Source organism: Pseudomonas sp. 51_B, from assembly GCF_017491595.1.
GTDB classification, from domain to species: Bacteria; Pseudomonadota; Gammaproteobacteria; order Pseudomonadales; family Pseudomonadaceae; genus Aquipseudomonas; species Aquipseudomonas promysalinigenes.
Genome location: NZ_JAFGYW010000035.1, coordinates 1 through 13,550 on the forward strand (window position 1 = coordinate 1; position 13,550 = coordinate 13,550).

General features: G+C 61.5%; 17 protein-coding genes. 12 read left to right on the forward strand and 5 right to left on the reverse strand.

All coding sequences use genetic code 11. The features are described 5' to 3' along the window. On the reverse strand, window positions 1-261 hold a 261-nt coding region (gene nrdR / locus J5M56_RS22150), incomplete at its 3' end, for a transcriptional regulator NrdR (protein ID WP_207937806.1). Window positions 262-366: 105 nt separating this feature from the next. Between nrdR and J5M56_RS22155 the strand changes: the two genes are divergently transcribed. Genes J5M56_RS22155 through trxA form a run of 3 tightly spaced genes read left to right on the forward strand, consistent with a single transcriptional unit; the run spans window position 367 to window position 2,383 of the window. Continuing rightward, window positions 367-819: a YbaY family lipoprotein gene (locus J5M56_RS22155; protein WP_060478928.1), complete on the forward strand. Its 453-nt coding sequence runs from the start codon at window positions 367-369 to the stop codon at window positions 817-819. Beyond that, window positions 820-1,479, forward strand: a complete 660-nt coding sequence (locus J5M56_RS22160) for a 50S ribosomal protein L11 methyltransferase (protein ID WP_186478739.1) — start codon at window positions 820-822, stop codon at window positions 1,477-1,479. Between the two features lie 31 nt (window positions 1,480-1,510). Next, window positions 1,511-2,383, forward strand: a complete 873-nt coding sequence (gene trxA / locus J5M56_RS22165) for a thioredoxin (protein ID WP_060478926.1) — start codon at window positions 1,511-1,513, stop codon at window positions 2,381-2,383. A 41-nt stretch (window positions 2,384-2,424) separates the two neighbouring features. On the opposite strand, the gene J5M56_RS22170 is transcribed toward trxA, so the two are convergent. Continuing rightward, a complete protein-coding gene (locus J5M56_RS22170; protein WP_186478738.1) occupies window positions 2,425-2,769 on the reverse strand; it encodes a hypothetical protein in 345 nt (114 codons plus the stop codon). Window positions 2,770-2,900: 131 nt separating this feature from the next. Between J5M56_RS22170 and J5M56_RS22175 the strand changes: the two genes are divergently transcribed. From J5M56_RS22175 to J5M56_RS22195, 5 genes are all read left to right on the forward strand, one after another. Continuing rightward, complete coding sequence (locus J5M56_RS22175; protein ID WP_207937807.1) at window positions 2,901-3,476, forward strand: DUF2796 domain-containing protein; 576 nt, start codon at window positions 2,901-2,903, stop codon at window positions 3,474-3,476. Window position 3,477: 1 nt separating this feature from the next. Continuing rightward, on the forward strand, window positions 3,478-4,188 hold the full coding sequence (locus tag J5M56_RS22180) for an ABC transporter ATP-binding protein (protein ID WP_060478923.1): 711 nt from the start codon (window positions 3,478-3,480) through the stop codon (window positions 4,186-4,188). After that, on the forward strand, window positions 4,188-5,453 hold the full coding sequence (locus J5M56_RS22185; protein WP_186478736.1) for an ABC transporter permease: 1,266 nt from the start codon (window positions 4,188-4,190) through the stop codon (window positions 5,451-5,453). The genes J5M56_RS22180 and J5M56_RS22185 overlap by 1 nt, the downstream gene beginning before the upstream one ends. An 8-nt stretch (window positions 5,454-5,461) precedes the next feature. Continuing rightward, complete coding sequence (locus J5M56_RS22190; protein WP_186478735.1) at window positions 5,462-5,977, forward strand: DUF3299 domain-containing protein; 516 nt, start codon at window positions 5,462-5,464, stop codon at window positions 5,975-5,977. A 109-nt stretch (window positions 5,978-6,086) separates the two neighbouring features. Next, window positions 6,087-6,770, forward strand: a complete 684-nt coding sequence (locus J5M56_RS22195; protein WP_060478920.1) for an OmpW family outer membrane protein — start codon at window positions 6,087-6,089, stop codon at window positions 6,768-6,770. Window positions 6,771-6,865: 95 nt separating this feature from the next. Here J5M56_RS22195 and J5M56_RS22200 read toward each other — a convergent pair whose 3' ends face one another. Together J5M56_RS22200 and J5M56_RS22205 are read right to left on the reverse strand one after the other, a co-directional pair. Then, on the reverse strand, window positions 6,866-7,798 hold the full coding sequence (locus J5M56_RS22200) for an NAD-dependent epimerase/dehydratase family protein (protein WP_207937808.1): 933 nt from the start codon (window positions 7,796-7,798) through the stop codon (window positions 6,866-6,868). Then, on the reverse strand, window positions 7,791-8,675 hold the full coding sequence (locus J5M56_RS22205) for a sugar nucleotide-binding protein (protein ID WP_060478918.1): 885 nt from the start codon (window positions 8,673-8,675) through the stop codon (window positions 7,791-7,793). The genes J5M56_RS22200 and J5M56_RS22205 overlap by 8 nt, the downstream gene beginning before the upstream one ends. Before the next feature lie 194 nt (window positions 8,676-8,869). Here J5M56_RS22205 and J5M56_RS22210 point away from each other — a divergent pair, with 194 nt between their 5' ends. Together J5M56_RS22210 and J5M56_RS22215 are read left to right on the forward strand one after the other, a co-directional pair. After that, window positions 8,870-9,238, forward strand: coding sequence for a hypothetical protein (locus tag J5M56_RS22210; RefSeq protein ID WP_207937809.1), 369 nt, complete (start codon window positions 8,870-8,872; stop codon window positions 9,236-9,238). A 16-nt stretch (window positions 9,239-9,254) separates the two neighbouring features. Continuing rightward, window positions 9,255-10,052, forward strand: coding sequence for a TSUP family transporter (locus J5M56_RS22215; protein ID WP_207937810.1), 798 nt, complete (start codon window positions 9,255-9,257; stop codon window positions 10,050-10,052). Window positions 10,053-10,057: 5 nt separating this feature from the next. On the opposite strand, the gene J5M56_RS22220 is transcribed toward J5M56_RS22215, so the two are convergent. Beyond that, on the reverse strand, window positions 10,058-10,867 hold the full coding sequence (locus tag J5M56_RS22220) for a helix-turn-helix transcriptional regulator (RefSeq protein ID WP_060478915.1): 810 nt from the start codon (window positions 10,865-10,867) through the stop codon (window positions 10,058-10,060). 179 nt (window positions 10,868-11,046) lie between these two features. Between J5M56_RS22220 and J5M56_RS22225 the strand changes: the two genes are divergently transcribed. Further along, complete coding sequence (locus tag J5M56_RS22225) at window positions 11,047-12,489, forward strand: alanine/glycine:cation symporter family protein (RefSeq protein WP_207937811.1); 1,443 nt, start codon at window positions 11,047-11,049, stop codon at window positions 12,487-12,489. A 72-nt stretch (window positions 12,490-12,561) separates the two neighbouring features. Then, window positions 12,562-13,548 carry an asparaginase gene (locus J5M56_RS22230; protein WP_207937812.1) on the forward strand — a complete coding sequence of 329 codons (987 nt, stop codon included), beginning with the start codon at window positions 12,562-12,564 and terminating at the stop codon, window positions 13,546-13,548. Window positions 13,549-13,550 lie beyond the last annotated feature (2 nt).

Sequence of the window (13,550 nt, forward strand, 5' to 3'; positions counted from 1 at the left end):
CGCCGCTTCCAGGCGCTCGACGCTGACCGGGCGTTTTTCCAGCGCTCGCTGCATGCCAGCGCGCAGCTTGTCTTCATCGAACGGCTGGCGGGTACCGTCCTGCTTGATCAGGCGGGGCAGCACCAGTTCGGCGGTTTCGAAGGTGGTGAAACGCTCGCCGCAGGCGACGCACTCACGGCGGCGGCGCACCTGTTCGCCCTCGGCGACCAGACGCGAGTCGATGACCTTGGTGTCGTTGGCACCGCAAAAGGGACAGTGCATGGTGGCAGGCAACAAAAAAAGGGAGGGCCATGGTAGCGCATTGCACTGGCAAGACAAGCCAAAGGGGTTAACATCCATACAATTCTGCCCGTGAAGGACCCACCCATGCCTCGTCGTGCGCTCGTCGTACTGTGCTGCACTTGCTTGCTAGCCGCTTGCGGCAGTGACCGCCCAAAAACCGCAACAGCCCCTGCGCCAGTACCGGCCAAGGTGGCCAAGAACGTCGAACCGCTCGGCCCGCTGCCGGCCTATCAGCGTGAATTGAGCGGCACACTGCTGGAAATTCCGGCTGGCGCAGACGTGGAACTGGCGCTGCTGGTCATCGATGACCGTGATCGTCCGCAACAGCTTCTGGCCAGCAGTACCCTGACCGGCACTGGCCAACCCCTGCCCTATCACCTGCGTTTCAACCCCGAGGCTTTCCCCGCCGGGGCCCGGGTCGAGCTGCGTGGCCGTGCCAGCCGCTCTGGCCAACTGATCATGCACCTGCCCCCCGTGCGTATCATTCAGGCCCAGACCCAGGCTACCGGCCCGCTGCGCTTCGAAAAGGCGCCATAAGTGCCGCCGCTTGCCCTGCAGCAGGCCCTCAGTGGCCTGATTGGCGAAGCGCGCCTGGTGATCAGCGAGCTGCCGGAGTGCGAACTGAAACTGTGGCTGATCGACGATCAGAACATGGACCGCGCGTTCACCAGCGAAGAAACTCAACGCATCCTCGAGGAGCCGCCGTACTGGAGCTTCTGCTGGGCCAGCGGCCTGGCCATGGCCCGCTACTTGGCCGCGCACCCTGAGTGGGTTGCCGGCAAGCGCGTACTGGACTTTGGGGCAGGCTCGGGCATCGCCGGGATCGCCGCCGCGCGCGCGGGGGCACTGGAAGTAGTGGCCTGCGACCTCGATCCGCTGGCCTTGCAGGCCTGCCGCGCCAATGCTCAGCTCAATGCGGTCGAGCTGGGTTACAGCAGCGATTTCTTCGCCGAAGCCGACCGCTTCGACCTGATTTTGGTTGCTGATGTGCTGTACGACCGCGCCAACCTGCCACTGCTCGATGCCTTTCTGGATCGTGGCCGCCAGGCCTTGGTGGCGGACTCGCGCGTGCGTGATTTCAACCATCCGCTGTACCGAGCCCTTGGCGTGCTCGAAGCCTTGACCCTGCCGGACCTGGCAGAGCCACACGAATTCCGCAGGGTCAGCCTGTACCACGCCAGCCGCGAGCCTTTATAGTGATGCCATTCACGGATTTGCGAGAGTCGCGATGAGCCAGGAAACCCCTTACATCTTCGATGTCACCGATGCCACCTTCCAGCAACTGGTGATCGAGAACTCCTTCCACAAGCCGGTACTGGTGGACTTCTGGGCCGAGTGGTGCGCGCCCTGCAAGGCGTTGATGCCGCTGCTGGCGAAAATCGCCGAGGGCTATCAGGGCGAATTGCTGCTGGCCAAGATCAACTGCGATGTCGAGCAGCAAGTGGTGGCCCAGTTCGGCATTCGTAGCCTGCCGACCGTGGTGCTGTTCAAGGACGGCCAACCTGTCGACGGCTTTGCCGGCGCCCAGCCGGAGTCGGCGATCCGGGCCATGCTCGAGCCGCATGTGCAACTGCCGGCCGCACCGACCGCTTCGCCGTTGGAGCACGCCAAGGCGCTGTTCGCCGAAAGCCGCTTCGCCGAAGCCGAAGCCGCGCTGCAACAGTTGCTGAGCGAAGACAACAGCAACGCCGAGGCGCTGATCTACTATGCCCGCTGCCTGGCCGAGCGCGGTGAGCTAGGCGAGGCTCAAACGGTCCTGGACGCAGTCAAGGGCGACGAACACAAGGCCGCCCTGGCCGGTGCCAAGGCGCAACTTACCTTCCTGCGTCAGGCCGCCAGCCTGCCGGAGGTCGCAGACCTTAAAAGCCGTTTGGCGCAGAACCCGCAAGATGACGAGGCGGCGTACCAGCTGAGCATCCAGCAGTTGGCACGCCAGCAGTACGAGGCGGCATTGGAGGGGTTGCTCAAACTGTTCCAGCGCAACCGTGGTTACGAGAACGGCCTGCCACAAAAAGCCATGCTGCAGGTGTTCGAGCTGCTGGGTAGCGACCACCCATTGGTCGGCGTGTACCGCCGCCGCCTGTCTTCGGCGATGTTCTGAGAATGCCGGGGCCGCTTCGCGGCCCCAATCTATAGTGCAGCTCAGCCCACCCAGTGATAAACCGGGGCGTGCACACCACTTTCCACTCTCACCTCACGGCTGTGCCGCAACCGGACCAGCAGCCGCTTACCCGCCGCCGTGCTACCGGTCAATGCTTCGAGGCGGTCCAGCAACGCCGGCCCGTTCATCGTACCCGCCTGGCGCAACACCTCACACGCTGCTGCCCACTGCCCATCGTTCTGGCGCGGCGTGGCAACCACAGCCGCATCGGGAACCGGCAGCGGGGCTGGCACCTCAGCCTCGCGCCGTAACTGGGCCCACTCATGGGGTTCTAGTTCAAGGGTCAAGTCCACCGGCCATTCACCGATCTGTCCACGAATTCTCACAGTCTGCTCCAGAGGCTCAGGTCAATGCCGCCATGCTACCGCAACATGAAACCTGCGCTACACAGGCTGGCAGCGGACTAAAAAGTTGTTATAACATAACCATAATACCAGCCCCGCTTCCGGAGTCGTCCATGCGTCGTTTGCTGCTCGCCCTGCCTTTCGCTCTGCTACCCCTGGCTGCCGCCCAAGCCCATGAAGATCATGACCACGATCATACCCACGGCACCCTTGGCGCCCACGAACATGGCGTCGCCAAGCTCAACGTCGTACTTGACGGCAATACTTTGGAGCTGGAGCTCGATAGCCCGGCAATGAACCTAGTGGGCTTCGAGCACATGGCCAGCAGCGATGCCGACAAGGCTAAGGTGGCGGCTGTGCGCCAGCAGCTCGAGCAACCGCTCAAGCTATTTGCCCTGGCCTCGGCCGCTGGCTGCAAGGACGACCAGCAAGAGCTGCAAAGCCCGCTGTTCGGCGACGCGGCGAAGGCAGACGACGACGGTGATGAGCACGAGGAAGGCCACGTTCACAGCGACATCAATGCCCACTACCAGCTGACCTGCGCGACGCCCGACAAACTCACCCAGATCGATCTGGCCCCGCTCTACAAGGCGTTCCCGGCCACACAGAAAATCAACGTGCAACTGATCGGCCCGAACGGCCAGAAGGGCGTCGAAACGTCGCCCACCAAGGCCGTGGTCACTTTCTGAAATGAGCCAGGCGTTGATCGAACTGCAGGACCTAGTGTTTGCCTGGCCCGGCCAGGCGCCCCTGCTGGATATACCGGCGCTGCGCCTGGACGCCGGCGAAGCCCTGTTCCTCAAAGGGCCCAGCGGCAGCGGCAAGACCACGCTGCTGGGTTTGCTGGGCGGGGTCAACCGGCCGGGCCAAGGGCGTATTCAGCTATTGGGGCAGGACCTGGCGCTGCTGGGCCAAGGTGCGCGTGACCGCTTTCGAGTCGACCACACTGGCTACATTTTCCAGCAGTTCAATCTGCTGCCCTTCCTTTCGGTAAGGGAAAATGTCGAGCTGCCTTGCCGCTTCTCGCGCAGCCGCGCCCAACGTGCTACCCAGCGCCATGGCAGTGTCGACCAGGCGGCCAGTGAACTGCTGGCGCACTTGGGCCTGGGCGAACCGGCGCTGCTGGCGCGCCGGGCCGACAGCCTATCGATCGGCCAGCAGCAACGCGTGGCCGCAGCACGGGCTCTGATCGGCCAGCCTGAACTGGTGATTGCCGACGAGCCGACCTCGGCACTGGATGCCGATACCCGCGAAGTGTTCATCCGTCTGCTGTTCGACGAGTGCCGCGCGGCGGGCTCCAGTCTGCTGTTCGTCAGCCATGACCAGAGCCTGGCGCCGCTGTTCGACCGCCATCTGTCCCTGGCAGAACTCAACCGCGCCGCCAAGCCCCGGGAGGCCTGATGTACTTGCTTCGCCTTGCCTTGGCCAGCCTGGCCAACCGCCGGTTCACGGCCTTTCTCACCGCCTTCGCCATCGCTCTGTCGGTGTGCCTGCTGTTGGCCGTCGAACGTGTGCGCACCGAAGCGCGTGCCAGCTTCGCCAGCACCATCAGCGGTACCGACCTGATTGTCGGTGCCCGCTCCGGCTCGGTGAACCTGCTGCTGTATTCGGTGTTTCGTATTGGCAACGCCACCAACAACATACGCTGGGACAGCTACCAGCACTATGCCCATGACCCCCGGGTAAAATGGGCGATCCCCATTTCGCTGGGTGACTCGCACCGGGGTTACCGGGTGATGGGCACCACGGGTGACTACTTCAGTCACTACCAGTATGGCCGCCGGCAGCATCTGGAGCTGAGCCAAGGCCGTGAGTTCGCCAGCGATCCGTTCGAGGTGGTGCTCGGTGCCGAAGTGGCCGACGCGCTGCATTACAAGCTTGGCGACAAGCTAGTGCTGGCGCACGGTGTCGCCGCGATCAGCCTGGTCAAGCATGACGACAAACCCTTCACCGTTGTCGGCGTGCTCAAACGCACCGGTACGCCGGTCGACCGTACCCTGCATATCAGCCTGGCGGGCATGGAGGCGATTCATATCGATTGGCACAATGGCGTGCCGGCCCGTGGCGCAGGCCGCATCAGTGCGGACCAGGCGCGCACCATGGACCTGCAACCTGCCGCCATCACCGCATTCATGCTTGGGCTGAACAACAAAATCGCCACTTTCAGCCTGCAGCGCGAAATCAACGAGTACCGCAGCGAGCCGCTGCTGGCGATTTTGCCTGGGGTCGCCTTGCAGGAACTGTGGAGCCTGATGGGCACCGCCGAGCAGGCGTTGTTCGTGGTGTCGTTGTTCGTGGTGCTGACCGGTTTGATCGGCATGCTCACGGCGATTCTCACCAGCCTCAACGAGCGCCGCCGGGAAATGGCCATCCTGCGTTCGGTGGGCGCACGCCCCTGGCATATCGCCGGGTTGCTGGTACTCGAAGCGCTGGCGCTGGCCGTCACCGGCATCGCGGCAGGGCTGGGTTTGCTGTACGCAGGCATCGCCCTGGCGCAAGGCTACGTTCAGGCCAACTACGGCCTTTACCTGCCGTTGGCGTTGCCCAGCGCACATGAGTGGACGCTGCTGGCGATCATCCTTGGCGCCGCGCTGCTGATGGGCAGCGTACCGGCCTGGCGCGCCTATCGGCAGTCGCTGGCCGACGGCTTGTCGATTCACCTTTGAGAGGCACCATGCTCCGGGTACTGCTGTTATCGATCTTGTGCCTCGCAGCCCCGCTGTGGGCGAGCGAGGTGCGCGAGCTGGACTGGCCTGCGCTGATTCCTGAGGGCGCGCCGGTCATCCCGCCTCAACTGGCGCCGCTGCACGACATGTCGCAATTAAGCGATGCCCTGTCTGCCGAGTCTGCCCCTGCGGCGCGCCAACAGGCGCCCGATGCCCCGGTGGTGCAGAGCCTTGATGGCCAGCAGGTGAAGATCCCGGGCTATATCGTGCCGCTCGAGGTCAGTGAGGAGGGCCGCACCACAGAGTTTCTGCTGGTGCCTTACTACGGCGCCTGCATCCATGTGCCGCCCCCGCCATCCAATCAGATCGTGCATATCTTCAGCGAAATGGGTGTGCGTGTGGAGGACCTCTACCAGCCCTACTGGATCGAGGGAAAGATGCAGGTTAGAGCTTCCAGCAGCGAGTTGGCCGATGCCGGCTACCAGATGGAAGCCGAGAAAATCTATGCGTATGTGCTCAAGTGAGAACTGTTTCTAATTTGTAACGACGCTTCGTTGAGCTGGGTCAAACAATGCGTTTAGCCGGCTCCGTACCATTGGACCATTCGTTTAATCACGTCCTTTGGGAGCTTCCATGAACAAGTCCTTGCTCGGCGCCTCGCTAGTGGCCCTTGCGCTCACCACCCCAGTTGCCTACGCCCACCAGGCGGGTGATGTCATCGTCCGTGCAGGTGCCATTACCACTGCGCCGAACGAGAGCAGCAGCGACCTGAAATTCGATGGCAACAAGGTATCGGGCACCAAGGCGACCCTGGACAGCGACACCCAATTGGGCCTGGCCTTCGCCTACATGCTGACCGATCATGTTGGCCTGGAACTGCTGGCGGCGACGCCCTTCAAGCACAGTGTCGGGGTGAAAGGCCTCGGCGCAGGCCTGGACGGCAAACTGGCCGACATCAAGCAACTGCCACCGACCCTGTCAGTGCAGTACTACCCAATGGAGCCCACCTCCAAGTTCCAGCCTTATGCCGGGGTTGGCATCAACTACACCCTATTCTTCGATGAAGACCTCACAGGCCAGCGCAAGCAACAAGGCTTCAGCAACCTCAAATTGCAGGATTCGGTAGGCCTCGCCGGCCAGTTGGGCATGGATTACATGATCACCGACAACCTGCTGGTGAACGCTGCGGTGTGGTATGTCGACATCGACACCAAGGCCAGCGTCAATGGCCCGACTGCTCTGGGCTACAGCAAGACCAAGGTCGACGTGGATGTCGATCCATGGGTCTACATGGTTGGCCTTGGTTACAAGTTCTGACCTGGGAAAAAGGCGGCAGTAGCCTAACGCCCGTCAGCTAATATCTGATGCTCATCAACTGGGGCCGCGTAGCGGCCCCAGTTGCGTTGCCAGGTTCAGGCTTTGCCAAGCAACTTTGCCAGCCCCTCGACCATCGAGGTGGGCTGCGGGAAATCGAAGCGCGCCAGCAGGCGCTGGTTGTCCGCCCGCGAATGGCGGATATCACCCGAGCGGGCCTGGGCATAATGGACTGCCGGCAAGCTACCCACCACCTGTTCCAACGCCTTGAGCATCTGGTTGAGCGAGGTTGCCTGGTTCAGTCCCACGTTCACCGCCCCCTCCTCCACCTGCGCCAGCTCCAGCGCCTGCACCATCACCTGCACCAGATCACCGACGTAGAGGAAGTCACGAGTTTGCTCGCCATCGCCGAACACAGTGATTGGCAAGCCTCGGGCGGCGCGCTCGCTGAATATGCTGATGACGCCCGAGTATGGCGAGGAAGGGTCCTGGCGCGGGCCAAAGATATTGAAGAAGCGGAATACCACCGGTTCCAGCTCATGCTGCCGGCGGTAGAAGTCGAGGTACTGCTCGCTGGCCAGCTTGTCTACCGCATAGGGCGTCAAAGGCGCCTTGGAGGTTTCCTCGGCAATCGATTCCCCTTCGCCATTGTTGCCGTATACCGCCGCACTGGAGGCAAACAGCACACGGCGCACGCCATGAACGCGCATCGCTTCGGCAACGTTCAGCGTGCCGATGAAGTTGCTCTGGTGAGTCTTGACCGGGTCTTCGACCGAGGCCTGCACGGACGCCACCGCCGCCAGATGTACCACGGCGCGGCAACCGGCGACGGCGCGCTGAACCAGCTGAGCATCGGCCACATCACCCTCGATCAGCTCCAGGTGCGGGTTGCTCAGTTGCAAGTTGTCGCGCTTGCCGGTGGAAAGGTCGTCGAGAACACGTACCGCATAGCCTTTAGCCAGTAACGCATCGCACAGGTGGGAGCCAATGAAGCCGGCACCGCCGGTGATCAGGATAGGGGCGTTAGCCATGGCGGTAGAATCGATCCAATAATGGCGGCAAACCTGCGCGCCAGGCGCGCGGTTTGATGCCGAAAGTGTGAAGAATTTTCTTGCAGGCCAGCACTGCGTTCTGCGGCTCCTCACTGGCGTCCGGCCGCAAGGCATGGGCTTGCGCAGTCGGTGCCTGTACCGCCAGCTGCCGATGCTGCCCGGCCTCGGTCAGAATGGCCTGGCCCAGGACCAGTGGCGTGGTCGCCTCGTTGCCGGCGTAGTGGTAAGTGCCCCAGAGCGGCGCACTGCAATCGAGTTGCTTGAGCACCGACAAGATCACCCGGGCAGCATCGTCGACCGGTGTGGGGTTGCCACGGCGGTCATCGGCCAGCAATAGCTCCTGCGGCTGCTCGGCGCGGGTCAGAAAGCGCCCCAGGACCCCGTCGATGCTCTCATCCAGCAACCAACCGAACCGCAGCAGCACATGTTGCGGACAGGCGGCGCGTACGCTCTGCTCGATGCGCCAAAGCGCCTGGCCGCGCGCCCCCAGCGGCATCGGCTCATCCTTTTCGCTATAGGCCGTGGCCCGCGAGCCGTCGAACACCCGGTAGCTGGAAGGCTGCACCAACGTGATCTGGTGGTGCTGACACAACTCCGCCAGCCGCTCCACCGCCCGCTCCTGCTGAGCAAGGCGCGGTTCGCTGACCGACTCGGCCTGGAACCAGTCGAAATAGTAGGCCAGGTTGACCAGGGCATCGGGGCGGTGATCGTCGAGCAGCTGAGTGAGGCTGGCCGGGGCCCAGCCGTCTTCCGGCGGGCGCGGCGCCAGGAATGCGATGTCCTCCTCGGCCCCGAGACGAATCAGCGCTTGCCCAAGGGCATTGCCACCACCCAACAGCATCAGGCGCATACGCATAGAGTCAGCAGATCCGAACAGAGTGATTGGGGAAAGGGGCATTTTGCGGTTTCCAGGCGGGGAAGTCCAACCCGAGGTGCACGGCTTCCTGGGTGCTTCAGGCCTACCACCCCATAAGAAAAGCCCTACAGACCTAAGTGACCATGTACTGCATCCAACATTAGAAAAAACTGACCAAATAGCTCCATTACATCATGAAGTTTCAACCTATTCTTACACGCAAGGAAAAAGCCATGACAGGAAGTTGCGCCGAAGAACCTCAGGATGTCGCCTATTTTAAGTTTCAGCAAAGTCAAGCCCATATCCTGGATAGGGCGTGCCGCCATATAGCTGCCGCGGGCGGGCCCGAAACACCAGGGACTGCAGCATTATCAATGGATCTAGCACTAAAACTTAAAAAGGAATTCACGGCCAAACAGCTGGTGCAACTTGATGCCTTCTCACTTGGTAATATTTGCGCAATTGAATTCAGCAACCGAAGGCTACTGATTCGGCTCTTCGCTTATGCGCCACACACCAAAGCTCTAGTGCTTCAGTCAGACCCACTCGTCGTTCGCGGATAAGATTGGAGAACTGTAGATGGAAATCGAAATTTCCACAGTGTGCCTGCTTGCCGCTGTTGCGTTCCTAGCCGGATTCTTCGATGCCATTGCGGGAGGTGGAGGCTTGCTGACGCTTCCGGCACTTTTCATCGCCGGAATTGATCCATTGGCTGCAATGGCGACCAATAAGTTGCAGGCTTCATCAGCCAGTGTTTCGGCAGTCTGGGCGTTTGCTCGAAAACGCATGATCCAATGGCAAGCGATCTGGCCGATGGCTTTATTAGCCTTTTTCGGAGGCGTTGCAGGGGCCTTTTCAATCAGCTTGCTCGATAGGGCAATGCTCGAGGCGTCAGTCCCAATTCTACTAATAGCAGTAGCCATCTATTTTGCGCTTAGCCCCAAGCTCGACAATCAGGATCGCAAACAACGGCTACCTCATTGGACCTTCGCACTCGTTGTGGCTCCAGGCATCGGTTTTTACGATGGTATCTTTGGTCCGGGTACCGGTTCATTTTTCATGATCGCTTTCACGTTGCTCTTGGGTCAGCACCTTATGCAGGCGATCTGTAGCAGCAAGCTGCTCAATGCCTCGTGCAACCTTGGGGGGTTGTCGGTATTCATCTTCAGCGGTGCCGTCATATGGCCATTGGCGCTGGCTATGGCCGCCTGCGCCATCATTGGCGCTCAGTTCGGCGCTCGTTGTGCACTTTACTTCGGACCTAAACTGATCAAACCGCTGCTGGTTACTGTGTGCTGCTTGATGGCTATCAAGTTGCTTCTCAGCGCAGGTCATCCGATAGGTGAATGGCTGCGTTTCCACGCCGCGTTGCTTTGATAACGTCACTCGATCTCAAACAACCCATTGCGCAAAGGCGCCACGCTCAAGCGCTCGCGCACGTCGTCATCGATCCGCGAATCATCCGGCTGATACAGCTTGACCTGCCGATAGGCGTTGATGCGGTTTATCTCTTCACCCAAATACTCCCACACCACACGCGTGCAAGCGGGGTTGCGACGGTCGCCGCTGGAAACGCCGGCCTTGAGGCCGTTTAGCCGAGTGATGCGGCTTTTGAAGCTTGGAATGAGAATGGTCTGGCTCATCTCGTTGTAGGTCAGCGACTCATAGTCGATCAGGAAAAGTCGATCCTGCAGCTGAAACGCCGCACCCAGATAGCGGCACCGCACTTCGGCATGCTGGTCGGCAGAGCTGGAACGCTCCTGACGCTCCTGGCGCTCGAACAGAAAGCGGCCCCGCTCTTCCCAAAGATGCACCAGCGACACCAGGATGGTGCCGGGGACCGACATGCAGTTGGAGTATTCGAAGTAATAGCCGCAATAGCGCGAAAGATTGCCGGCGTGATCATGCAGCGGGCGGAACAATTCACTGATCGGATCGCCGGGTTGCTCGGCTGGCGTCGACACCCGTGCACCGATCAAGCGGCTGAACTGCTCGGGTGGCAAATTCAGCTCGTAATCTTCCACGCCAAAGAAATCGCCAATGCGCTTGAGGTTGTAAGCCGTCGGACGGCTCTGCCCGCTCAGGTACTTGTTGAACTGGGCACGGTTGATTGACAGCTGGCGGCAAACTTCGGAGATAGAGCGGTAGTGGCTACAAGCCAATTTGAGATTGTTGGCGAAGTGATCGCTCATGACAGCAGACTCAGGTGACGCGAATGACGCAAGTGTAGCATCAAGTCGCACCAAAACGGAGCAAGCCGCGAAATTGTAACGAGTCTTGTCATGGCCAACCATGCGCCCCAACGAATAGTGGTGCGCCTGCCGTCCGCTAGTCATTCCATGCGAACAATAAGAATCGAGGTCATTTTCCAATGCTCGAAGCACTTAACGATTTCCTCTCGGGGAAACTCCTCATCGTGCTGATCGTCGGTCTCGGCGGTTACTTCACCATCCGCTCGCGGTTCGTTCAGTTCCGCCACTTCGGCCATATGTTCGCCGTTTTCAAGGAATCGCTGCGTGGCCAGGCAGGCCAGTTGAGCTCCTTCCAAGCCTTGATGCTGAGCCTTGCCGGCCGCGTTGGCGCCGGTAACATTGCCGGTGTCGGCATCGCCGTGACCATGGGCGGCCCAGGCGCGGTATTCTGGATGTGGGTCACAGCCCTGGTCGGCATGGCCAGCAGCTTCTTTGAATGTACCTTGGCACAGGTGTACAAGCGCGCCGACGGCGATGGCCTGTACCGTGGCGGCCCTGCGTACTACATCCAGCACGGCCTGAAGCGCAAAAGCATGGCTATCGTGTTTTCGATCCTGCTGTTGGTCACTTACGGCTTCGCCTTCATCGGCCTGCAGTCGTACACCGTGACCCACTCGCTGCAGAACGCCTTCGCCTTTGACCCGCAACACACCGGCATCGTCCTGGCAGTGCTGTTGGCCATCACTTTCATCGGTGGCATCAAGCGCATCGCGGCCGTGTCGGACCTGCTGGTACCGGTCAAGACCCTGGCCTACATCGGCGTAACCCTGTACGTGATCGGCACTCAGATCGAACACGTGCCTGCCATGCTGGAAACCATCTTCAAGAGCGCCTTCGGTCTCGACCCAGCCTTCGGCGGCCTGCTCGGCAGCGCCATCGTCATGGGTGTGAAACGTGGCGTATTCGCCAACGAAGCAGGCCTGGGCAGTGCACCGAACGTAGCCGCCGTAGCTGCCGTGAAGCACCCAGGTGCTCAAGGCGTGGTCCAGGCATTCAGCGTGTTCCTCGACACCTTCGTGATCTGCACCTGCACCGCCTTGCTGATTCTGCTGTCGGGCTTCTACACCCCAGGCTTCGAAGGTGACGGCATCGTCCTGACCCAGAATTCGCTGGCCGCCGTGGTGGGTGACTGGGGCCGCCTGTTCGTCAGCATTGCGCTGTCGCTGTTCGTGTTCACCTGCATCCTCTACAACTACTACCTGGGCGAAAACAGCCTGCAGTTCCTCAGCCGCAACCGCACCGTGCTCATGGTATTCCGTGGCCTGGTACTGGCGCTGGTAGTCTGGGGCTCGATGCAGGACCTGTCCACGGTCTTCGCGTTCGCCGACATCACCATGACCTGCCTGGCCTTCGTCAACCTGATCGCCCTGGCCCTGCTGTTCAAGGTCGGCCTGCGGGTGATGCGTGACTACGACGAGCAGCGCAAGGCCGGTATCAAGCAGCCGGTATTCGACTCGTCGAAGTTCGCTGACCTGGACCTTGACCGCAACGCTTGGCCTGCCAACCCGCAAGCGGCAACAGTCGCTGACAAAGCCGTCGGCCAAGCGCAAACCCAGCGCTGATATTCTGCCCTGCCCAGCCGCCCCGTCCGTGGGCGGCTGCTCTACTTTCGCTCCCCGCTACGGATGCTCTCCATGCGTGCAGTCAAGAACCTTTTCGTCCTCTACACCGGCGGCACCATCGGCATGCTGGAAACCGCAGAAGGCCTCGCGCCGGCCGGTGGTTTCGATGTGCGCATGCGCGAACACCTCGCCCAACTGCCCGATGCACCACAGGTGCACTGGACGCTGCAGGAAATGAACCCGCTGCTCGACAGCGCCAACATGCAGCAGCACAACTGGCTGGCGATGCGCGAAGCCATCGTCGCGGCGGTGGATGCCGGCCATGATGGCGTGATGGTGCTGCATGGCACCGACAGTCTGGCCTACAGCGCCGCAGCGTTGTCTTTCTTGCTACTGGGCCTGCCGGTGCCGGTGTTGCTGACCGGCTCGATGCTGCCAGCCGGGGCACCGGGCAGTGATGCCTGGGACAACCTGTGCGGGGCCCTGCGGCAGGTCGAAAAGGGCCTGGACAGTGGTGTGCAGCTGTATTTCCACGGCCAGTTGCTGCATGGCTGCCGGGCTTCGAAGCTCCGCAGCGAGGCCTTCGACGCCTTCGCTGCACTGCCACGCCACCGCGAAGGTGAACGGGCCAGCCAGTGGCCTGCCGCCCTGGACTATCGGCAACGGCGCCAACCGGTCAACCTGGCGGTGATGCCGGTATACCCAGGCCTGCAAGCGGTACATCTTCAAGCCGTACTCGAAAGCGGCGTGCAGGGCTTGCTACTGGAGTGCTATGGCAGTGGTACCGGGCCATCGGATGACCAGGCGCTACTGGAAGTGCTGCGTGCAGCGCGCCAGCGCGGTGTCCTGCTGGCCGCCATCAGCCAGTGCCCGGAAGGGTCGGTGGTATTCGACACCTACGCAGCGGGTAACCGCTTGCGTAGCGCCGGGCTAGTCAGTGGCGGCGGCATGACCCGGGAAGCTGCATTGGGCAAGATGTTCGCACTGCTGGGCGCCGGCCTGGATGTCGATGCAGCCGAACAGTGGTTTGCGTTGGACCTTTGTGGGGAACGCGCCTGATT